Genomic DNA, 18,598 nt, shown 5'->3' with positions numbered 1-18,598 from the left:
TGCCCTGAAGTTCGTGGCCGGGCAGGAGAAAAAAGCCCTGCCGGCGGACGCCTCGATCACTGCGAAGGTGGGCATCGGCCAGATTCCGGGCGGTTTCGGCCTGGACATCGACTTGCACATCAACCTGCCGGGCCTGGCCCAGGCCGATGCCGAAGGGCTGGTGGAAAAGGCGCACAAGGTGTGCCCGTACTCCAACGCCACTCGCGGCAATGTGGATGTACGCCTGCACGTGACCGTCTGAAGTTCACGCTTCCCCTGTAGGAGCGGCCTTGTGTCGCGATGGGGCGCGAAGCGGCCCCAGAATCTCGGGTACCCTTGATATCGCCGGGGCCGCTTTGCGGCCCTTTCGCGACACAAGGCCGCTCCCACAAAAGCAAGAGCCAGCATCGAGAACTGCAAAAACGCAGGCATGAAAAAACCCGGCCAAGGCCGGGTTTTTGCGTTTCACAAGAAGTATTACTTCTTGGAACGGCCTTTGAAGCTGTTGTCGCGAGTGTCGATATCGATCCACTCGTCGATCTGGATGAAGTCGGCAACCGAGATCTCGGTACCGTTCTTCAGCTTGGCAGGCTTCATGACCTTGCCCGAGGTGTCGCCGCGTGCAGCGTTCTCGGTGTAGACAACCTGGCGGCTGATGGTGGTCGGCAGTTCAACCGATACCAGGCGGCCTTCGAAGAACACGGCTTCGCAGACGTCTTCCATGCCTTCTTCGATGTACGGCAGAACGGCTTCGATGTCCTCGGCGTTCAGTTCGTACATGGTGTAGTCGGTGGTGTCCATGAAGGTGTATTCGTCACCGTTGATGAACGACAGGGTCGCTTCTTTGCGATCCAGGATCACGTCGTCCAGCTTGTCGTCTGCACCGTAGACGGTTTCGGTCTTGTAGCCGGTCAGCAGGTTCTTCAGCTTGGTCTTCATGATCGCGCTGTTACGGCCCGACTTGGTGAACTCAGCTTTTTGAACCAGCCACGGGTCGTTGTCGATCCGCAGGACGGTACCGGGTTTCAGTTCTTTACCAGTTTTCATTACGAAGTATCCGAATCTGGATGGATTTATAAAAATCGAGGCCGCGTATCATAGCGAATTTCGGTAAAAGTGTACTAGCGCTCTGGCAAGGTCCGGCTGAGTGGCCTGTCGCGCCGCCCAAAGCCGCGCATGCTGCTGCAGCTCCGGCCAGTGCTGGCGGGCCGCCTGCCAGGCCTGGCCCATGTCGCGGTCCATGTTCCAGGCTCGCCACAAGCCAAGCAGGGCGGCATCGGCATCGCCTGACAACCCGTGTCGATAATGCGCGAGAAACGCTTCGAGCTTTTCCCAATGGGCATTCTCGTCCTGCACGTAAATGTGCCACAGCATCGGCTGCCCGGCCCACTGTGCACGCACGAACGAGTCTTCGCCGCGCACGGCATTGAAATCACAGCTCCACAGCAACCGGTCGTAATCATCCTGGCTGACGAAAGGTAGCACCTGCACGGTCAGCGCCCCTCGCTTGCACAGGCTGTCCACTTGCAGCTCCGTCTCGCCAAGCCACTGGCCGAGCCCCGCGACAACGCGCCCTTGCGGTACCAGCAGGTGGCAAGGTTGCTCGCCTGAGGCCAGGGCATCAAGCCAGTTGCCCAGTTGCGGGTTTTCGTAGGCAAACAGGGAAATCAGCAACGTCCCCGCTTCAAGGTTTACACCAAGCCCCTGCAAGAAGGCCTGCCGTGCGTCTTGCTGGAACGCATCACGCCGCGCCAGCAGCGAGCCCTCGCGCAGCAGGCCACCGGTTTTTCCGGTAAAGCCGGGAAAGAAGAATACCTTGCGCAAGCCATTGGGTTGCGGTGAAGGCAGGCCATGGCAGCCCTCCACCCAGTCCTCGGCACTGAGGTATTCGAGGTTCAGCCACAGCGGCGGCGTGGCGCGAGCACGCATTGCCTCTACATAAGCTGCTGGCAACTGGCAGGCGAAGGCACCGATTACTACATCAGCCGGCGCCACCGGCAGCCAGGCCACCGGCCACTGGCGCACCTCCACACCGTGCTGCCACTGCTGCCGGGCGTTGGCATCGGCCTCGGGGCACATGGGCGTGAACGCATTGAGGTCATCCACCCACAGGCGCACTGCCAGGCCGTGCTCGGCCACCAGCTGCCGGGCCAGGCGCCAGGTCACGCCTATATCGCCGTAGTTGTCGACGACGCTGCAGAAGATGTCCCAGGTGGCTTTCATGTGCCCTGCCCTCGCCCAGCGGAAAAACCGCGCATTCTGCGCATAAATTGTCGCTTACAAAAGCACCTGCGCGGAAAAATGCCCAGGCGCATGCGACAATGCACCCCGAACACCCTGCCAGGAGGCTGCCATGCCGCGCCACCGTGAACTGAAGATCACCCTCAAGCCGTTGCCGTTGATCGCGTGCGTTGCCTTTGGCCTGTGGCTGGGCGCCGTGGCGATCGCCGCCAGCCTGTGGCTGGTCCTGCAACTGTGGCCACAGCAGGTACAGCCACTGGCCCAGGCCGTGGCCCCCGCCGCGTACCGGCCTGCCGCGCCGCCAGCGCCAGCCCCTGCGGCGGATGCCCAGGCGCAAATGTTCGAACGCTACAAGGACATCCTGCACAAGCAGGAGCTGCAACAGGCCGCCGAGGCTGCCCAGGGCAACCCGCGCAACCTCAACAGTCCCAAGTGCCAGTTCTGGCTGCAGCAGAACCGCACCGCGCCCACTGACAAAAGCCAGGCCAACGTGCTGGAGTTCTGTTACTGACCATGGACAAGCCCAACCTGCTGGCGCAGATAGTCGCCACCCTCGAGCATGACCTGGATGTGCTGACCCGCGCGGCGCAAACCGCGTACGAAGCCGCCACAGCCGAGGAGAACATCGCCGAGAACAAGTACGACACCCTGGGCCTGGAAGCCTCGTACCTGGCCACCGGCCAGGCCCGCCGCAGCGCCGAGATCCGCAAGGCGCTGGTGACCTACCAGCAACTGCTGCTGCGCGATCATGACCCGGCACGCGGGGTGCAGGTGAGCAACCTGGTGACGCTGGAGGATGAACATGGCGGGCAGCGCCGACTGTTCCTCGGGCCCGAGGCGGCGGGGTTGAAGATTGGCGAAGGGAATGGGCTGGTGACGGTGATTACTCCGCGTTCGCCGCTGGGGCAGCAGTTGCTGGGCAAGAAGGTTGATGATGAGGTGAGCCTGGGGGCGCAGGTATTGTTCATTGTCGATGTTGTCTGAACCGGCCTCCTCGCTCCTCAGGCCAGTGATACCCCTGTAGGAGCAGCCTTGTGCTGCGAAGGGGCCCTGAGCAACACAGAAAATCTTTTGCCTTACCGGCCCCTTCGCAGCACAAGGCTGCTCCTACACCGTTTGCAAGGCATCGAACCGCCGCGCCAACCCCTGCTGTTCAAACTGCTCCACGACAAAATCGATAAATGCCCGGGTCTTGCCCGGCAACAGCTTGTGCTCGGCGAAATACAGGCTGATATGCCCATCGTCCACGTACCAGTCCGGCAGCACCCGCCGCAGCCGCCCGCCGTCCAGGTACGGCACGGCAAACGGCAGGCTCACCAGGGCAATCCCCAGGCCCTGCTCGGCCACCGCGCAAGCCGCATCCGAATCGCTCATGGTCATCGCCTGGCGCAACTGCAACGGCTGCTGCACCTGCCAACGACTGGTCAGCGGCCATGAACGCACCCGCCCGGTCTGCGGCGAGCGAATCAGGATACCGTCATGCCGTTGCAATACCTGCGGGTCGTCAATCGGTGCGTGCCGGCCCAGGTACGCCGGCGCTGCCACCAGCACCCGGTGCGCCGGGGTCAGCTTGCGCGCCACCACCCCCGGCGGCAGATCGAACCCCCCGCCAATCGCCGCATCGAACCCCTGGCCGATCAGGTCGACCTGGCGGTTGTCGAAATGCCAGTCCGGGGTAATGGCCGGGTAGCGACGCAGGAACTCAGACAGCAACGGCAACACATACAAGCGCCCGAAGACCGTGCCCATGCTCACCCGCAACAACCCGGCCGGCTGGCCTTCGCTGCTTGCCAGGTTGGCCACGGCGTACTGGATGGTGCGGAAGCTGTCACTGACCTCGCCCAGAAACCGCTGCCCGGCCTCCGTCAAGGTCAGCTTGCGGGTACTACGCTGGAACAACCGCACCCCCAGGCGCGCTTCCAGTTGAGCAACATGCTTGCCCACGGCAGCCGGGGTAATGCTGAGGCGCCTGGCGGCCTCGGCAAAGCTGCCGACTTCGGCACTGCGGATGAAGCATTCCAACGCGTTGAACGATTCCACGGCCATGATTGGCAACCAAAGGTTTACTCTGCTGATAGTGATTGCCATCTTATCAGCAGGTAATCAAGCGCCGATACTGCGCCCATCCAAGGCATTCCAGCCTGGCTTCAGCAGGAGATCAACATGTCCAAGCAACACACACTCGAAGGCAAGGTGGCCCTGGTACAAGGCGGTTCCCGCGGCATCGGCGCAGCCATCGTGCGACGCCTGGCCCGCGAAGGCGCGCAGGTGGCTTTCACCTATGTCAGTTCCGCCGGCCCGGCGCAGGCGCTGGCGCAGGAAATTACCGAAAACGGCGGAAAAGCCCTGGCCCTGCGGGCCGACAGTGCCGACGCGGCGGCTGTGCAATTGGCCGTGGATGACACCGTGAAGGCCTTCGGCCGGCTGGATATCCTGGTCAACAACGCCGGCGTGCTGGCGGTAGCGCCGGTGACCGAATTCGACCTGGCCGACTTCGACCACATGCTGGCGGTGAACGTGCGCAGCGTATTCGTCGCCAGCCAGGCTGCGGCACGCTACATGGGCCAAGGCGGGCGCATCATCAACATTGGCAGCACCAATGCCGAGCGCATGCCGTTTGCCGGTGGCGCCCCCTATGCCATGAGCAAATCGGCGCTGGTCGGCCTGACCCGCGGCATGGCCCGTGACCTGGGGCCGAAAGGCATTACCGTGAACAACGTGCAGCCAGGGCCGGTGGACACCGACATGAACCCGGCCAGCGGCGAGTTCGCTGACAGCCTGATCCCGCTGATGGCAATCGGGCGGTATGGCGAGGCGGATGAAATTGCCAGCTTCGTGGCTTACCTGGCGGGGCCTGAGGCGGGGTACATTACCGGGGCCAGCCTGACGGTCGATGGCGGGTTTGCCGCCTGATTGACGGGTTGCCCGTTCCGACCTCTTCGCGGGTAAACCTGCTCCCACAGGAATACCACGGCTTTCGAGTACTGTGGTGACCCTGTGGGAGCGGGTTCACCCGCGAAGAGGCCGGCACAGGCTATCCACTTATCCACCTGCCACGAGAAGCGCATGCACAACCCCACGCTCAGCCGTGCCCTGATCCTGCTGATGGCCACTGCCACCGGCCTGGCCGTCGCCAGCAACTACTACGCGCAACCGCTGCTGCACAGCATCGCCCAGCAGTTCGGCCTGAGTACCGCCAGTGCCGGCAGCATCGTCATTGCCGCGCAACTGAGCTACGGCGCCGGCCTGTTGCTGCTGGCGCCGCTGGGCGACCTGTTCGAGCAGCGCCGGCTGATCACCGTGATGACCGCCATTTCCACCCTGGGCCTGATCATCAGCGCCTGCGCACAGAGCCTGCCGTGGCTGATCCTTGGCACGGCGCTGACCGGGCTGTTCTCGGTGGTGGCGCAGATCCTCGTGCCCATGGCCGCCACCCTCAGCGAGCCACACCAGCGCGGGCGCGCTGTCGGCACGTTGATGAGCGGTTTGTTGCTGGGCATCCTGCTGGCACGCACCGCCGCCGGGTTCATGGCCGAACTCGGTGGCTGGCGCAGCATCTACGTGCTGGCAGCAGTGCTGATGGCCATCACCGCCGTGGCGCTGTACCGCAGCCTGCCGCAACACCACAGCCATGCCGGGCTGAAATACCCGGCGCTGATCGGCTCGGTGTTCCGCCTGTTCCTCGAAGAACCGGTGCTGCGCCTGCGCTCGCTGCTCGGCCTGCTGGCATTCAGCCTGTTCGCCCTGTTCTGGACGCCACTGGCGTTCCTGCTGGCGAAAGGCCCGTACCACTATTCGGACGCAGTGATAGGCCTGTTCGGCCTGGCCGGTGCAGCGGGCGCGCTGTCGGCCAACTGGGCCGGGCGCCTGGCCGACCGTGGCAAGGGCTCGCTGGGCACCACGGTGGGGCTGGTGGTATTGCTGCTGTCGTGGGTGCCGCTGGGCTTTGCCGAGCAGTCGTTGCTGGCCTTGCTGCTGGGCGTGCTGATGCTCGACCTGGCAGTGCAACTGGTGCACGTGAGCAACCAGAATGCGGTGATTGCCCTGCGGCCTGAGGCGCGCACGCGGCTGAATGCCGGGTATATCACCTGCTACTTCATTGGCGGGGCCTTGGGGTCGCTGCTGGGCACGCAATTGTTCCAGCGCCAGGGCTGGATGGGGATTGTGGTGGCCGGGTTGGTGATTGGCGGTCTGGCGTTGCTGGCGTGGCTTGCTTCCGCCCGCAAAGCTGACGCATAACCCCTGTAGGAGCGCCAGCCTGAGAGTGACAATGCACCGCACGACCCTCCGTCGCATGGCCGTTGACTTGCCCTCCCGGGCAGCGCTCAGTAGTCGCTGGCCAATGCCCTTTCCCTGACAGGACGACGTTATGACAAGACTCACGGTGCAATCCGGCGATTTCTTGCAAGGTGAAGGCGAGTATCGCAACGGATCGCTCACACTCAAGACCCCGCGCAGCCCCTCCCCCGGCGAGCGGATTTCCCTGGCGCGCATCAGCGACCTGCGGTTGGCCAGCCTGGAATCCAACCGCAGCCTTGGCAGTGCCCTGGGCTGGGGCGTAGCCGGTGCACTGGTGGCCGGGCCAGTGGGCTTGCTGGCCGGGTTGTGGCTGGGTGGCAAGGAACAAGAAGCTACCTTCCTGGCCACGTTCAAGGATGGGCGCAAGCTCATGGCCATCACCGATGGCAAGACCTGGTCGAAGATCGATGACAACTGGCGGCAGCACAGGCGGCCGGCCAATAAAGGCTGACTGGATATCGGACGGTCCGGATCGTTTTATGTTGAAGGCGGCGGTAAGATGCCGCCTTTTTCATGGCCTGTGCCGGCCTCTTCGCGGGTGAACCCGCTCCCACAGGAAAATCACTATCCTCAGGTGCAGTGATATACCTGTGGGAGCGGGTTTACCCGCGAAGAGGCCGGCACAGGTGTCGCGCATCCAGGAGCCCCACCGCATGCCCCCGCGTCACCCCCGCCTGCCCCTGAGCCTGCTCAGCCTGGGCCTGGCCCTGCATTGCCCCCATGTGCTTGCCGAAGACAGCGTGCTACTGGCCCCGCTGCAGGTGTCCGACACCTACGCCAACGACGGTTACCAGGCACGCCAGGCAGCCGTGGGCGGCTTCCAACCCGCGCCCTTGCTCGACACCCCGGCCTCGATCAGCGTGTTCAGCCAGCAACTGCTGGAAGACCGCCAGGTGCGCCAGCTCAGTGAAGTGCTGCAAAGCGACGCCTCGGTGGGCGAAAGCTACGCCCCCATCGGCTACTACGAAAACTTCAATGTGCGCGGCTTAGAGCTGAATGCCGCCAGCAGCTACCGCATCAATGGCCAGACCATCGCCGGCGAGCAGAACGTGGCCCTGGAAAACAAGCAGCAGGTAGAGCTGCTCAAAGGCCTGTCCGGGCTGCAGAGCGGTGTGTCGGAGCCGGGCGGCCTGATCAACTACGTGACCAAGCGCGCCGAAGATGTGCGCAGCGTCACGGTGTCGACCAACGAACAAGGCGAACGCTACCTGGCCACCGACCTGGGCGGCTGGTTCGGCAGCGAGCGGCAGTTCGGCCTGCGGGCCAACCTGGCCCATGAAGACATCCGCTCCTACGTCGACCACGCCGACGGCAAGCGCGACTTCGCCTCGCTGGCCTTCGACTGGCAGATCAACCCGGATGCCACCCTGCAGCTGGATGCCGAATACCAGCACCGCGAACAGCGCTCGGTGCCGGGTTACCAGCTGCTCGGTGGCAGCGAAGTACCCCATGGCATCGACCCCGACGACCGCCTGGCCTACCAGCACTGGGCCAAGCCGGTGCAGAACGATTCGCTGAACCTGGGCGGACGCTTCGAGTACCGTTTCAACGAAGCCTGGGCTGGGACCTTGAGTGCCTCGCGCAGCAAGGTGGTGATCGATGACTACAGCTCGTTTGCCTGGGGCTCGAGCGAAGGCGCATTCTTCGGCAGCAACGGCGACTACGACATCTACGACTTCCGCAGCCCCGACGACACCCGCCGTACCGACGAGGCGCAGGCTATCCTCAACGGGCATTTCGATGCGCTGGGTGTAGGGCATGAGCTGACCGTGGGCACCAGTGCGCAGCGGCGCACGCTGGATCAGCGCCCCAGTTATATGGAATGGGTAGGTACAGGCAACATCCACACCGGTGCGCCGGCCTTCGATCCCTCCGACAAACCCGTCAGGTCTAGCGAACGTCGCCTGGACAGCCGCCAGTACGGGCTGTTCGTGAGCGATCGCATCAGCTTCAACGAGCACTGGCAGACCGTACTGGGTGCCCGTGAAGTACGCCTGGACGAGAAAACCTGGAATGAGGAGGGCATATCCGGTCGCCATACCCGGCAGTACGAGTTGCTGCCCAACGCCGCGCTTATCTACAAGCCCCAGCCGGACACCACGGTGTATGCCAGCTACGCCAAGGGCCTGTCAGCGGGCGGTACGGCACCGTGGTTCGCCGAGAACAGCTTCGAAATCCTCGCACCGACTACCTCACATCAGCTGGAATTGGGCCTCAAGCACGACTGGCAAGGCCTGAGCTTCAGCGCCGCACTTTTCCAAATACGCCAGGCATACCAGTACGCGCGCCCGGACGGCGCCGGCCACTTCAACTACGTGCAGCAAGGCCAGCAGAAGAACACTGGTCTGGAGCTGGGTGCCAGTGGCTGGGTGACCTCGAACCTGCAACTGCAAGCCAGCGCCGCGGCCATTCGGGCGCGGGTGCAGAACAGCGGGACCGATGCCTATGAAGGCCACCAGGCGATCAACGTGCCCAGGTTCCGGGCAGCGCTGCAGGCGGAATACACCCTGCCGGTACCGGGGTTGGCACTGCTGGGCGGGGCGCGTTACAGCGCCAGCAAATATGCGAGCCAGGCAGGGAATGTGGAAGTTGGTGGGTACACGGTATTCGATGTGGGTAGCCGCTACCGCACGCGCATTGGGGGATATGACACGGTGCTGCGGCTGACTGTGGATAACGTGTTCGACAAGCGCTATTGGCGCGATGTGGGGGATTACCTGGGGGATAACTACCTGTTCCAGGGGGCGCCGCGGACGGCTCGGCTTTCGGCTTCGGTCAGCTTCTAGATTTTTTGGGCTGCTTTGCAGCCCTTTCGCGACACAAGACCGCTCCTACAGGGGACCGCGCACGCTTGTAGGAGCGGCCTTGTGTCGCGAAAGGGCCGCAAAGCGGCCCCCAAAGGCCCCAAAAACAAAAAACCCCCGGCTTTTCAGCTCGGGGGCTCTTCGTAGAATGTGGCGGTGAAGAAGGGATTTGAACCCTTGATACGATTTCTCGTATACACACTTTCCAGGCGTGCTCCTTCGACCACTCGGACACTTCACCGTTTCTCTTCAAGCCTTGCAGCCTGTCGAGGTGCGCTAATTTAGTGAAAGACCTTCCCTTTGGCAAGCATTTTTTTCAGTTTTTTCATGCATTTGCATTTGCGCCCCGGCGAACGCTGACCGACCAGTCAGCCTTACTGCTTTACCTCGCCCCTGGCGCTGGGTAACGTCGTCGCCACGCCAACAAAAGGACTCTGCCATGAGCGAGCTGATTACCTACCACGCCGAAGACGGCATCGTCACCCTGACCCTGAACAACGGCAAGGTCAACGCCATCTCGCCAGACGTCATTGCCGCCTTCAACGCCGCACTCGACCGCGCCACCGAAGAACGCGCGGTGGTGATCATCACCGGGCAGCCGGGCATTCTGTCTGGCGGCTACGACCTCAAGGTGATGACCAGCGGCCCCAAGGAGGCGATCAGCCTGGTCACCGCCGGTTCCACCCTCGCCCGCCGCCTGCTGTCGCACCCGTTCCCGGTGGTGGTCGCCTGCCCGGGCAACGCCGTGGCCAAGGGCGCCTTCCTGCTGCTGTCGGGCGACTATCGCATTGGCGTCGAAGGGCCGTACAAGGTATGCCTGAACGAAGTGCAGATCGGCATGACCATGCACCATGCCGGCATCGAACTGGCCCGCGACCGCCTGCGCCGCTCGGCCTTCCACCGCTCGGTGATCAATGCCGAGGTGTTTGACCCGCAAGGCGCGGTAGACGCCGGCTTCCTCGACAAGGTGGTGCCGGCCGAGCAGTTGCAGGATGCGGCACTGGCCGCGGCGCGGGAGCTGAAGAAGCTGAACATGCTAGCGCACAAGAACACCAAGCTGAAGGTGCGCAAAGGGTTGCTGGAGGCACTGGACAAGGCGATCGAGCTGGACCAGCAGCATATGGGCTAGCCGGGCCGGCCTCTTCGCGGGTAAACCCGCTCCCACAGGGATATCGCAGGCCTCAAGAGCAGTGAGGTACCTGTGGGAGCGGGTTCACCCGCGAAAGGGCCATCACAGGTTCGCACCTCAGGGTTTGCCCCAACCAGTGCACATCCGTACACTCCCCGGCGACTGTCTGGTGTGAGTCGTACCATGCTTTATTCATTGCGCATGTTCCTGCTGGCGCTGCATTTCCTTGTGGTTGGCACCCTAGGCCTGGTCATTGGCCTGTGCCGCCCCTTCAACCCCGACAACAGCCGCGTGTTCGCCCGCCTCTACAGCCTGCCGGCCACCTGGCTGATGCGAATCAGGGTCAAGGCCGAAGTCGGCCCGCTGTGGGACCACCCGCCAGGCTGCGTGATCGTCGCCAATCACCAGTCCAACTACGACCTGTTCGTGCTGGGCCAGGTGGTGCCCCAGCGCACTGTCGCCATCGGCAAGAAAAGCCTGGGCTGGATCCCGCTGTTCGGTCAGCTGTTCTGGCTGGGTGGCAACGTGCTGGTCGACCGCAAGAACGCCTACCAGGCACGCAAGGCCATGCAGAAGACCACCCGGGTACTGCAGGACGACACGTCGATCTGGATTTTCCCCGAAGGCACGCGCAATCCCGGCGAGCACCTGCTGGCCTTCAAGAAAGGTGCATTTCACATGGCCATCGAGGCCGGCGTGCCGATCGTGCCGGTATGCGTCAGCCGCTATGCCGGGCGCCTGAACCTGAACAGCTGGCGCCAGCGCACGGTGATCGTGCGCTCGCTGCCACCGATCGCAACGACGGGCATGACCCTGCAGGACCTGCCGGCGCTGATCGAACAGTGCCGGGGCCAGATGCAGCAGTGCATCGACCGCATGGAAGGGGAACTGGCCAAGAGCTAGGTTGCTCTTGAGCCCACTACAGCCCAAGCTGTAAGCCGTGTCCAACCGGAATAAGCGAACAACCATGGGTCGAGTCGTGGCATCGGCGGTGTACAGCGCCGGCAGAAAGGTCACCAACATCAGCATCGATGAAGGCAGCGAGTGGGCCCGCAAGCCGGGGCACTTTGTGTGGATCGGCCTGGAAGAGCCCAACGCTGAGGAACTGGCCAACCTGCAGTGCCAATTCAACCTGCACGAACTGGCGATTGAAGACGCCCTGGAAAAGCACAGCCGCCCCAAGCTGGAAACCTTCGGCGACGCCCTGTTCATCGTCACCTACTCGCCGGTGCGCCACGAAGGCAAACTGGAGTTCATCGAAACCCACATCTTCGCCGGCAACGGCTACATCATCACCTGCCGCAACGGCCACTCCAAGTCCTATGCACTGGTGCGCCAACGCTGCGAGGCGCGGCCGTTGCTGCTGGAGCATGGCGAAGATTTCGTGCTGTATGCCTTGCTCGACTTCGTCACCGAGAACTACCAGCCGGTCAGCGAGGCCATTCATGGCGAGATCGAAGAGTTGGAGCAGAGCGTGCTTGGCGGTTCGCTGCAAGAGGACGATATCCGCCGCTTGCACAGCCTGCGCCGCGATATCCTGCGCCTGCGCCGCTACGTGGCACCGATGGTGGAAGTGAGCGAGGAACTGCAGCGCCTGAGCTTCCCGTTCATCGACAAGAACATGCGTCCGTACTTCCGCGATGTGCAGATCCACGTGACGCGGCAAATGGAAGACCTGGCCGGCATCCGCGACATCGCCAGCCAGACCATCGAGATCGGCATGCTGCTGGAGTCGTCACGGCAGAGCATCGTGCAGCGCAAGTTCGCGGCCTGGGCGGCGATCCTGGCGTTCCCCACGGCAATTGCCGGGGTTTACGGGATGAACTTCCAGAACATGCCCGAGCTGGGATGGCACTATGGGTATTTCGGCGTGCTGGGGGTGATCGGGCTGGGCTGTACGGCGTTGTATGCCAGCTTCAAGAAGTCTGGCTGGCTTTGAGATTGTCGGGGCCGCTTTGCGGCCCATCGCGACACAAGGCCGCTCCTACATGGGATCGCGTCAGTCAGGTTATTCGCGATCCCTGTAGGAGCGGCCTTGTGTCGCGATGGGCTGCACAGCAGCCCCCAGCCATCACGCTGCAGTATCTTTGCTCACCGGCTGCTGGATAAACCGCAACATCCACTCACCCACCAGGTCGCCCTGGTGCTCGGTGGCCAGGCTGGCCACGGCTTTGTGGTACACCTCATCACCCAGATACTCCTGGCGCGCATCGAGCAGCGCACGGGAGTAGTCGTGCACGAACTCGGGGTGCCCCTGGAAGCACAGCACCTGGTCACGAATGTGGTACGCAGCGTTCGGGCAGAAGTCGCTGGAGGCGATCACCGTGGCGCCTTCCGGCAACTCGGTCACCTGGTCCTGGTGGCTGATCAGCAAGGTCAGTTCCGACACCTCCGGGTCCATCCACGGCGCATGGGCCGCCAGCGAATAGCGGTGGATACCCACGCCCCAGCCCTGTTCGGCACGCTCGGCCTTGCCACCCAGAGTCAACGCCAGCAACTGGTGGCCGAAACACACCCCCAGCAGCTTCTCGCCACGCTCGTACAGCTTCAGCAAGTAGGCCTTCAGGGTCTGGATCCACGGGTCGGTACCAAACGAGTCGGCTTTGCTGCCCGTCACCAGATAGGCATCGAACACTTCGTTGTCGGCGGGGTAATCGCCGTTCATCACGTTGTACACACGAAATTCCGCGGCGATCGGCTGACGCGAGAAGAGCTGCTCGAACATCCTGCCGTAGCCCTGGTACTGCGCGGTCAACTCCGGTCGCAGGACATCGGTTTCAAGGATGCAGATGCGTAACGACATAGGGATAGTCCTGAACGACATAGGTGGGAATCTGCTGTAGAGACTGACGCGAAAGGCACGTACAAGCAAGTAGGCCGCACTGACGAACGGTCACATTTCGTCGGTGACCTGCTGGCACTTGCGCCACCGTCTAGCGAGAGCATGCCAGCCAGATGGCAATTAGCCTCATACCCAGAAGAAATCAACGAACAGTGGGATTAGAACAAAGGGTTCTCAAAGATGGATGACGCACACCCTACTGTTGGTTGTATATCCACTTTCAAGAGGCAGCAGTCAAGGCGTCACCAACGCTACTGCGATCGACCCGAAGCGCGACAGGGAAGCCAACGGGTATTCAGGAATAACAACAAGAAGGCGGTCCGCCATGTTCAGACAATCGAAAATTCGCCAAGCTGGGCTCATTCTCTTCGCCACGACTTTGCTGCTGATCCTGCCGAACCTCACACGTTTGTTCGGCTGACTGCCGCTGTGGCGCCAACAGGCAACGCACAGGTAACCTGCTGGCCTTGATGGTCGGAGATTACCCATGCGCCATTGCCTTGCACTGTTAGTGTTGTTCCTGAGCCTGCCGCTGTCGGCGGCGCAACTGCACCTTGAACTGGGTGCCACGACGCGCCAGTGGAGCAGTGCCGAACTGCTCGACCACCCGCAGGCCCGGGACATCAGCATCGACCAGGATGTTTCCTACAAGCAGCCCATGCATTACCGGGCGGTGCCGCTGGCCGCGCTGCTGGACGGCGTGAGTGCCAACGACCACCTGCAGGCGGTGGCGCTGGATGGCTTTGCCGCTGAAATGCCAGCGGCGCCACTGTTACAGCGCGGGCCGGCACAGGCCTGGCTGGCGGTGGAGGAGCCGGGCCGGCCGTGGCCACCACTGGGCCAAGGCAAGCCGAGTGCCGGGCCGTTCTACTTGGTGTGGACTGCACCGCAGGCCAGCGGCATCCGCCCGGAGCAGTGGCCGTTCCAGATTTCCACGATTCGCAAGCTGGCCTCTGTCGAGGCGCGTTTCCCGGCATTGCTGCCCGACCCGAAGCTGCCGGCTGACAGCCCGGTGGGCCGGGGCTTTGCCTTGTTCCAGCAGAACTGCCTGGCGTGTCACCGGCTGAACGGCGCGGGGGATGCGCAGGTGGGGCCGGACCTGAACGTGCCGCATAACCCGACCGAGTATTTTCGGCCTGAATATCTACGCCAGCTGATTCGTGACCCGCAGAGCCTGCGGCAGTGGCCGCAGGCGAAGATGCCGGGGTTTGCAAAGAGTGTCTTGAGTGAGCCGGAGCTGGATGAATTGCTGGCCTATTTGAGGCATATGGCTGGGCGCAGGCCTTGAGGGCGGTGTGTGCTTCTTCGCGGGCTTGCCCGCTCCCACAGGATCACCACAGGCTTGAATGCCGTGAGATACCTGTGGGAGCGGGCAAGCCCGCGAAGAAGGCAACACAAAACTCTCAGGCTATTGGCCGCTCCTGCTTGACCCCCCACCCTTCCACCTCACCGCCATAAGGTGTCACCAACTGCTCGAAGGCCTCTTCGAAGTCGCCAATCCCGCCATGGGTGGCATACATGACCTTGCTCAGTTCCAGATGCCAGGCACCGTCGCCCAGTTCCTTCACCTGGGCATTCAGCGATTCACCGCGAAACTGCCCGGCCGCGCGGCGGGCTCCTGCTTCGTCAGGGAATATGGCGTAGAACTCGATGGGGTGGATTTGGGTGAAGTCGAAACCGCCTGCTTTCATCTGGCGCAGGACGTTGCTGCTGATATCGTCGTTCTGGCTGCTCATGAAACGTCCTCCTGAATAATGCGATGGATAGACTTTCCGTGCACTACGCACCTGCCGGCAGCGGCCGGGCAGTTCGAGCTGATGCAAGACGCGAAGGGGTGCGGTGCCAACCCGCAGAAAAGGCCGGCACCTTCATGCAGCGTAGTGCCTGCCAGGGCACCACGCAAACGTGTGGTTCAGGGCGTTTCCTGGATGCTGGTGATGGTCACGCCACTCTGTTCCTTGAGCCAGCGTGCGGTGGGTGAAACAGTGCGGTCCTGGAAGTCGTTGAGGTCCAACTCGTCCATCACCGGGAACAGGTGCGAACGGATGGCCCGCGCGGCGTCCTCCTCGCTGGGGCACTGGTCGCCGCGCAGCGTCAGGGTGGTGAGCACGCCTTTCTGATCGGCAAAGATGACTTCCCACTCTTTCATCGAACGACCCCTCTCAGTCAACGAACATCGGGTGTGTGATGCCTGAAACAAGTGACCTTGAGGTGGGGAGAATGTTCAGTCAGATGACTTGGTAGCGGTGCGGCTTTTTTGTGGGAGCGGCCTTGTATCGCGAAAGGGCCGCAAAGCGGCCCCGGCGATCTTTACATGGATACTGGATCTGGGGCTGCTGCGCAGCCCTTTCGCGACACAAGGCCGCTCCCACACGGCCCAGGTCCGCCTGGCGATCTAGCTTACTTCGGTGTGCCGTGCACCACACCGGCGGTGTTATCCAGCAGGCTCTTGGTCGCGGTCTGGATATACGCTTCCAGCTTCTTCAGCATTTCCGGCTGGTCCGGGCTTTCGATCAGCTCGGCCTTGAACTCGCTGCCCAGCTGGTAGCGGTACATGCGCGGGGTCATGTCCTTGGACTCGATCAGGATGCGGTCGCCCTGCACCAGGCCGACGATCTGCTCGCTGCCCGATGGCTTGATCATGCCCACGCCCTGGTCGCCCTCAGGCAGGTTGAGCAGGTCGCGGCCCCAGCACTGGTGACGAGCCTGGCCACCCAGGCGGCCCATGATGGTCGGCACGATGTCTACCTGGGTGCCCACGGTGTGGTTGACCGCACCGAACTTCTCCTGGATGCCCGGGGCAATCAGCAGCAGCGGCACGTTGAAGCGGCCCAGGTCCAGCTCGGTGACCTGCTGGTGGTTGCCAAAGCCATGGTCGCCAACGATGACGAACAGGGTTTCCTTGAAGTACGGCTCTTTGCGCGCCTTCTCGAAGAACTGCCCCAGCGCCCAGTCCGAATAGCGCATGGCGGTCAGGTGCTCGTCCAGGCGGCCCTGGCCGGTTACCGGCTCTACCGGCAGGTCCTTGGGCAGCGCGTACGGGGTATGGTTGGACAACGTCTGCAGCAGCGCGTAGATCGGCTTCTTGCCATCGTGCTTTGCCAGCTCTTCGTTGCCGCGGTCGAACATGTCCTGGTCGGAAACGCCCCAGGTCGGGTCGGAGAACACTGGGTTGACGAAGTCGTTACGGCCAATGAAGGTGGTCATGCCCTGGTTGCCGAAGAAACCGGACTGGTTGTCCCAGGCGAAGTCGCCGTTGTAGACGTACACATCGTCGTAATCGCGGGCGCTGAGCAGGGCTGGCAGCCCGGACAGCTTGTGGCCGCCTTCCGGGGTCTGCATCAGGTATTCGAAGCCTGGCAGGTTGGGGAAGCAGGCCATGGTGGCGAACATGCCCTGATGGGTATGGGTGCCGTTGGAGAAGAAGCGGTCGAACAGCAGGCCCTCTTTGGCCAGCTTGTCGAAGTACGGGGTGATGTTGTTGGGGCTGCCCAGCGCGCCCACCGAGTGGCCGGCGAAGCTTTCCATCAGGATCACCACCACGTTCTTGATCGGCAGGGTGCGCTCGGCCGGCGGCACGAAGTCGCGGCGGATGGCTGCCTCGTCGGCATCAACCAGGGTGTCGTTGGCAGTCAGCAGCTGCTCGCGCACGCTCTGCGTGGCCACGTCCTGCTCCAGCACCGGCTTCCAGATATTGGCGCGGTCTTCGCCAAAGCGGCTCTTGGCAGCATCGATCAGGGTCAGGGTGCCGTTCAGGCCCAGCTGGTTGACGAAGTTGGAATCGGTGGTGAAGGCATCACCCCAGCGCATTGGCGGGCCCTGGCGCAGGGTGCCACGGGCGGCGACCACGGCCACCAGCAGGATCACCATGAACACCGCCAGGCGGTTGTACCACGGCGCCGCGCGGCGCTGCAGGGTGACCTCGCCGGCGCCGTTGCCCCGGGTGATGCGGTCGATGCCCTTGAACAGCAGGCTCAGCAGCCAGGTGCCGAACAGCCAGGCCAGCAGGTAGCGCACCACCGGGAAGCCGTACCAGAGCATGCTCAGCACGGTCTTCGGGTCTTCCTTGATGTACTGGAACACCAGACCGTTGAGGCGCTGGTGGAACTCGCGATAGAAGTCCAACTCCATCAGGCCGAGGAACATCACCACGCTCGAGGTGATGGTCAGCCAGAAACGGAACAGGCCACGGCGGGCCATGGCCCATGGGCTGAGGATGGCCAGCAGCAGCGGAATGCTGATGTACACCACCACGCGCAGGTCGAAGCGCAAGCCGTTGAGGAAGCCTTCGGCGACGGTCGCGCTGGGGGTATCGCCGATCATGTCGCTGTTGTAGACCAGCAGCGCCAGGCGCACGAGGCTGAGCATCAGCATGATCACCAGGCCGCTGAGCAGGGTGTAGGCCAGGTGGGATTTCAGGGTGGGCGAGAACGACGCTCGCGCGCCCCGTTGCTTCAAGGCGTCCGGGTTAGCCATGAATGGGAAGGTCCTAGGATTGCGGGTTTGCGGAGATGGCGCAGGTGTATACCAACGCAGCATTGTGCGGGTGCGGATTCTGTTTAAACCAATGTGAAAATTTTGTCACGGGGGTGTTGCCGTTTTTGTCTGTTACGGCCTCTTCGCGGGCACGCCCGCTCCCACAGGGATATCACCGCTCTCGGGTCTGGTGGTCTACCTGTGGGAGCGGGCGTGCCCGCGAAGAGGCCAGTACAGGCATTCAAATCCGCACATTCCCCCGCGGCCCGGCGATCGCCCAGATCACCAGGCCCACCACCGGCAGCAGGGCGATCAGCAGTATCCACAACACCTTGATACCTACTTCGCTGCCGCTCTTGATTACATTGAGGATGGCCCAGATATCCAGCGCCAGGATGATCAGCCCGACCAGGCTGTTGAACGTCGACCCCATGCCAAAACTCCTGTCAAAGGCTTTTGCTGCACAGCATAGTCAGCTATCACGTCAATAGAAGGGAATCCTTGGCCGTTTGTGCGGGTCACTGCTTAAACTGCTGTATCCATCGATTTCGAGGTTGCCATGCCCCCCGCCCATACCCACAGCGTTGCCCTGCCCTCGCCCGTCAGCGCCTGGCGCCAACAGATGCACGACAACCCCTGGATCGGCGCCGGCCTGGCCCTGAGCATGCTGGTGGTACTGGTACTGCTGGGGGCAAGCCTGTGGAACGCGGTGAACGGCGACCACGCCGATAATCTTCACCTGGCCGCACTGGGCGGGCTGTCCGGCTTTGGCGCCACGGCGCTGGGCGCGGTGCTGGCGGTGGTGCTGCGCGATGTCAGGGCACGCAC

At 62.9% G+C, this 18,598-nt stretch carries 19 protein-coding genes, 1 tRNA gene and 1 pseudogene; 12 read left to right on the top strand and 9 right to left on the bottom strand.

Annotated elements, in window-relative coordinates; all coding sequences use genetic code 11:
- A partial coding sequence (locus JV551A3_RS10180; protein WP_133978662.1) for an Ohr family peroxiredoxin occupies positions 1-241 on the top strand: 241 nt, incomplete at its 5' end.
- A gap of 215 nt (positions 242-456) precedes the next feature.
- On the opposite strand, the gene efp is transcribed toward JV551A3_RS10180, so the two are convergent.
- Entirely contained in the window at positions 457-1,026 is a 570-nt protein-coding gene (gene efp, locus JV551A3_RS10175) for an elongation factor P (protein WP_013971530.1), read from the bottom strand.
- Between the two features lie 48 nt (positions 1,027-1,074).
- Entirely contained in the window at positions 1,075-2,202 is a 1,128-nt protein-coding gene (gene earP, locus JV551A3_RS10170; RefSeq protein WP_133970711.1) for an elongation factor P maturation arginine rhamnosyltransferase EarP, read from the bottom strand.
- A 130-nt stretch (positions 2,203-2,332) separates the two neighbouring features.
- On the opposite strand from earP, the gene JV551A3_RS10165 reads away from it, so the two are divergent.
- Positions 2,333-2,731, top strand: coding sequence for a hypothetical protein (locus JV551A3_RS10165; protein WP_133970710.1), 399 nt, complete (start codon positions 2,333-2,335; stop codon positions 2,729-2,731).
- Between the two features lie 2 nt (positions 2,732-2,733).
- On the top strand, positions 2,734-3,204 hold the full coding sequence (locus tag JV551A3_RS10160) for a GreA/GreB family elongation factor (protein WP_133970709.1): 471 nt from the start codon (positions 2,734-2,736) through the stop codon (positions 3,202-3,204).
- Positions 3,205-3,327: 123 nt separating this feature from the next.
- Here JV551A3_RS10160 and JV551A3_RS10155 read toward each other — a convergent pair whose 3' ends face one another.
- Positions 3,328-4,266 (bottom strand): LysR family transcriptional regulator, encoded by a 939-nt coding sequence (locus JV551A3_RS10155; RefSeq protein ID WP_133970708.1) that lies wholly within the window; start codon positions 4,264-4,266, stop codon positions 3,328-3,330.
- Between the two features lie 117 nt (positions 4,267-4,383).
- Between JV551A3_RS10155 and JV551A3_RS10150 the strand changes: the two genes are divergently transcribed.
- From JV551A3_RS10150 to JV551A3_RS10135, 4 genes are all read left to right on the top strand, one after another.
- Entirely contained in the window at positions 4,384-5,133 is a 750-nt protein-coding gene (locus JV551A3_RS10150) for a 3-oxoacyl-ACP reductase family protein (protein ID WP_133970707.1), read from the top strand.
- A gap of 153 nt (positions 5,134-5,286) precedes the next feature.
- Positions 5,287-6,459 carry an MFS transporter gene (locus JV551A3_RS10145; RefSeq protein WP_133970706.1) on the top strand — a complete coding sequence of 391 codons (1,173 nt, stop codon included), beginning with the start codon at positions 5,287-5,289 and terminating at the stop codon, positions 6,457-6,459.
- 130 nt (positions 6,460-6,589) lie between these two features.
- On the top strand, positions 6,590-6,970 hold the full coding sequence (locus JV551A3_RS10140; RefSeq protein ID WP_133970705.1) for a hypothetical protein: 381 nt from the start codon (positions 6,590-6,592) through the stop codon (positions 6,968-6,970).
- 202 nt (positions 6,971-7,172) lie between these two features.
- Complete coding sequence (locus JV551A3_RS10135) at positions 7,173-9,305, top strand: TonB-dependent siderophore receptor (protein ID WP_133978660.1); 2,133 nt, start codon at positions 7,173-7,175, stop codon at positions 9,303-9,305.
- 169 nt (positions 9,306-9,474) lie between these two features.
- Here JV551A3_RS10135 and JV551A3_RS10130 read toward each other — a convergent pair.
- A tRNA-Ser gene (locus JV551A3_RS10130) sits at positions 9,475-9,564 on the bottom strand.
- Between the two features lie 198 nt (positions 9,565-9,762).
- On the opposite strand from JV551A3_RS10130, the gene JV551A3_RS10125 reads away from it, so the two are divergent.
- The 3 genes from JV551A3_RS10125 (at position 9,763) to JV551A3_RS10110 (ending at position 12,391) form a co-directional block, all read left to right on the top strand.
- Positions 9,763-10,452 carry a crotonase/enoyl-CoA hydratase family protein gene (locus JV551A3_RS10125; protein ID WP_015269365.1) on the top strand — a complete coding sequence of 230 codons (690 nt, stop codon included), beginning with the start codon at positions 9,763-9,765 and terminating at the stop codon, positions 10,450-10,452.
- Positions 10,453-10,635: 183 nt separating this feature from the next.
- Positions 10,636-11,355, top strand: a complete 720-nt coding sequence (locus JV551A3_RS10115; protein WP_133970703.1) for a lysophospholipid acyltransferase family protein — start codon at positions 10,636-10,638, stop codon at positions 11,353-11,355.
- A 64-nt stretch (positions 11,356-11,419) separates the two neighbouring features.
- On the top strand, positions 11,420-12,391 hold the full coding sequence (locus JV551A3_RS10110) for a magnesium and cobalt transport protein CorA (RefSeq protein WP_015269363.1): 972 nt from the start codon (positions 11,420-11,422) through the stop codon (positions 12,389-12,391).
- Positions 12,392-12,523: 132 nt separating this feature from the next.
- On the opposite strand, the gene JV551A3_RS10105 is transcribed toward JV551A3_RS10110, so the two are convergent.
- Positions 12,524-13,255: an amidotransferase gene (locus JV551A3_RS10105; protein WP_015269362.1), complete on the bottom strand. Its 732-nt coding sequence runs from the start codon at positions 13,253-13,255 to the stop codon at positions 12,524-12,526.
- Positions 13,256-13,781: 526 nt separating this feature from the next.
- On the opposite strand from JV551A3_RS10105, the gene JV551A3_RS10100 reads away from it, so the two are divergent.
- Positions 13,782-14,582 carry a c-type cytochrome gene (locus tag JV551A3_RS10100; RefSeq protein WP_133970702.1) on the top strand — a complete coding sequence of 267 codons (801 nt, stop codon included), beginning with the start codon at positions 13,782-13,784 and terminating at the stop codon, positions 14,580-14,582.
- 115 nt (positions 14,583-14,697) lie between these two features.
- On the opposite strand, the gene JV551A3_RS10095 is transcribed toward JV551A3_RS10100, so the two are convergent.
- The 4 genes from JV551A3_RS10095 to JV551A3_RS10075 form a co-directional block, all read right to left on the bottom strand.
- A complete protein-coding gene (locus JV551A3_RS10095; protein WP_003260395.1) occupies positions 14,698-15,030 on the bottom strand; it encodes a ribonuclease E inhibitor RraB in 333 nt (110 codons plus the stop codon).
- Positions 15,031-15,206: 176 nt separating this feature from the next.
- Positions 15,207-15,443: a hypothetical protein gene (locus JV551A3_RS10090; RefSeq protein ID WP_112251834.1), complete on the bottom strand. Its 237-nt coding sequence runs from the start codon at positions 15,441-15,443 to the stop codon at positions 15,207-15,209.
- Between the two features lie 251 nt (positions 15,444-15,694).
- On the bottom strand, positions 15,695-17,770 hold the full coding sequence (locus tag JV551A3_RS10085) for an LTA synthase family protein (protein WP_112251833.1): 2,076 nt from the start codon (positions 17,768-17,770) through the stop codon (positions 15,695-15,697).
- A gap of 241 nt (positions 17,771-18,011) precedes the next feature.
- On the bottom strand, positions 18,012-18,203 hold the full coding sequence (locus JV551A3_RS10075; RefSeq protein WP_012271091.1) for a PLDc N-terminal domain-containing protein: 192 nt from the start codon (positions 18,201-18,203) through the stop codon (positions 18,012-18,014).
- Positions 18,204-18,329: 126 nt separating this feature from the next.
- On the opposite strand from JV551A3_RS10075, the pseudogene JV551A3_RS10070 reads away from it, so the two are divergent.
- Positions 18,330-18,598, top strand: a pseudogene (locus tag JV551A3_RS10070) (ZIP family metal transporter); the annotation flags it as partial.

It is taken from the genome of Pseudomonas inefficax, assembly GCF_900277125.1.
GTDB lineage: Bacteria > Pseudomonadota > Gammaproteobacteria > Pseudomonadales > Pseudomonadaceae > Aquipseudomonas > Aquipseudomonas inefficax.
This window is presented reverse-complemented; position numbering and strand designations above follow the sequence as displayed.

Excerpts from the sequence above, each read along its gene's own strand:
- efp (WP_013971530.1), bottom strand. The coding sequence starts at position 1,026 with ATGAAAACTGGTAAAGAACTGAAACCCGGTACCGTCCTGCGGATCGAC.
- earP (WP_133970711.1), bottom strand. The coding sequence starts at position 2,202 with ATGAAAGCCACCTGGGACATCTTCTGCAGCGTCGTCGACAACTACGGC.
- JV551A3_RS10165 (WP_133970710.1), top strand. The coding sequence starts at position 2,333 with ATGCCGCGCCACCGTGAACTGAAGATCACCCTCAAGCCGTTGCCGTTG.
- JV551A3_RS10160 (WP_133970709.1), top strand. The coding sequence starts at position 2,734 with ATGGACAAGCCCAACCTGCTGGCGCAGATAGTCGCCACCCTCGAGCAT.
- JV551A3_RS10155 (WP_133970708.1), bottom strand. The coding sequence starts at position 4,266 with ATGGCCGTGGAATCGTTCAACGCGTTGGAATGCTTCATCCGCAGTGCC.
- JV551A3_RS10150 (WP_133970707.1), top strand. The coding sequence starts at position 4,384 with ATGTCCAAGCAACACACACTCGAAGGCAAGGTGGCCCTGGTACAAGGC.
- JV551A3_RS10145 (WP_133970706.1), top strand. The coding sequence starts at position 5,287 with ATGCACAACCCCACGCTCAGCCGTGCCCTGATCCTGCTGATGGCCACT.
- JV551A3_RS10140 (WP_133970705.1), top strand. The coding sequence starts at position 6,590 with ATGACAAGACTCACGGTGCAATCCGGCGATTTCTTGCAAGGTGAAGGC.
- JV551A3_RS10135 (WP_133978660.1), top strand. The coding sequence starts at position 7,173 with ATGCCCCCGCGTCACCCCCGCCTGCCCCTGAGCCTGCTCAGCCTGGGC.
- JV551A3_RS10125 (WP_015269365.1), top strand. The coding sequence starts at position 9,763 with ATGAGCGAGCTGATTACCTACCACGCCGAAGACGGCATCGTCACCCTG.
- JV551A3_RS10115 (WP_133970703.1), top strand. The coding sequence starts at position 10,636 with ATGCTTTATTCATTGCGCATGTTCCTGCTGGCGCTGCATTTCCTTGTG.
- JV551A3_RS10110 (WP_015269363.1), top strand. The coding sequence starts at position 11,420 with ATGGGTCGAGTCGTGGCATCGGCGGTGTACAGCGCCGGCAGAAAGGTC.
- JV551A3_RS10105 (WP_015269362.1), bottom strand. The coding sequence starts at position 13,255 with ATGTCGTTACGCATCTGCATCCTTGAAACCGATGTCCTGCGACCGGAG.
- JV551A3_RS10100 (WP_133970702.1), top strand. The coding sequence starts at position 13,782 with ATGCGCCATTGCCTTGCACTGTTAGTGTTGTTCCTGAGCCTGCCGCTG.
- JV551A3_RS10095 (WP_003260395.1), bottom strand. The coding sequence starts at position 15,030 with ATGAGCAGCCAGAACGACGATATCAGCAGCAACGTCCTGCGCCAGATG.
- JV551A3_RS10090 (WP_112251834.1), bottom strand. The coding sequence starts at position 15,443 with ATGAAAGAGTGGGAAGTCATCTTTGCCGATCAGAAAGGCGTGCTCACC.
- JV551A3_RS10085 (WP_112251833.1), bottom strand. The coding sequence starts at position 17,770 with ATGGCTAACCCGGACGCCTTGAAGCAACGGGGCGCGCGAGCGTCGTTC.
- JV551A3_RS10075 (WP_012271091.1), bottom strand. The coding sequence starts at position 18,203 with ATGGGGTCGACGTTCAACAGCCTGGTCGGGCTGATCATCCTGGCGCTG.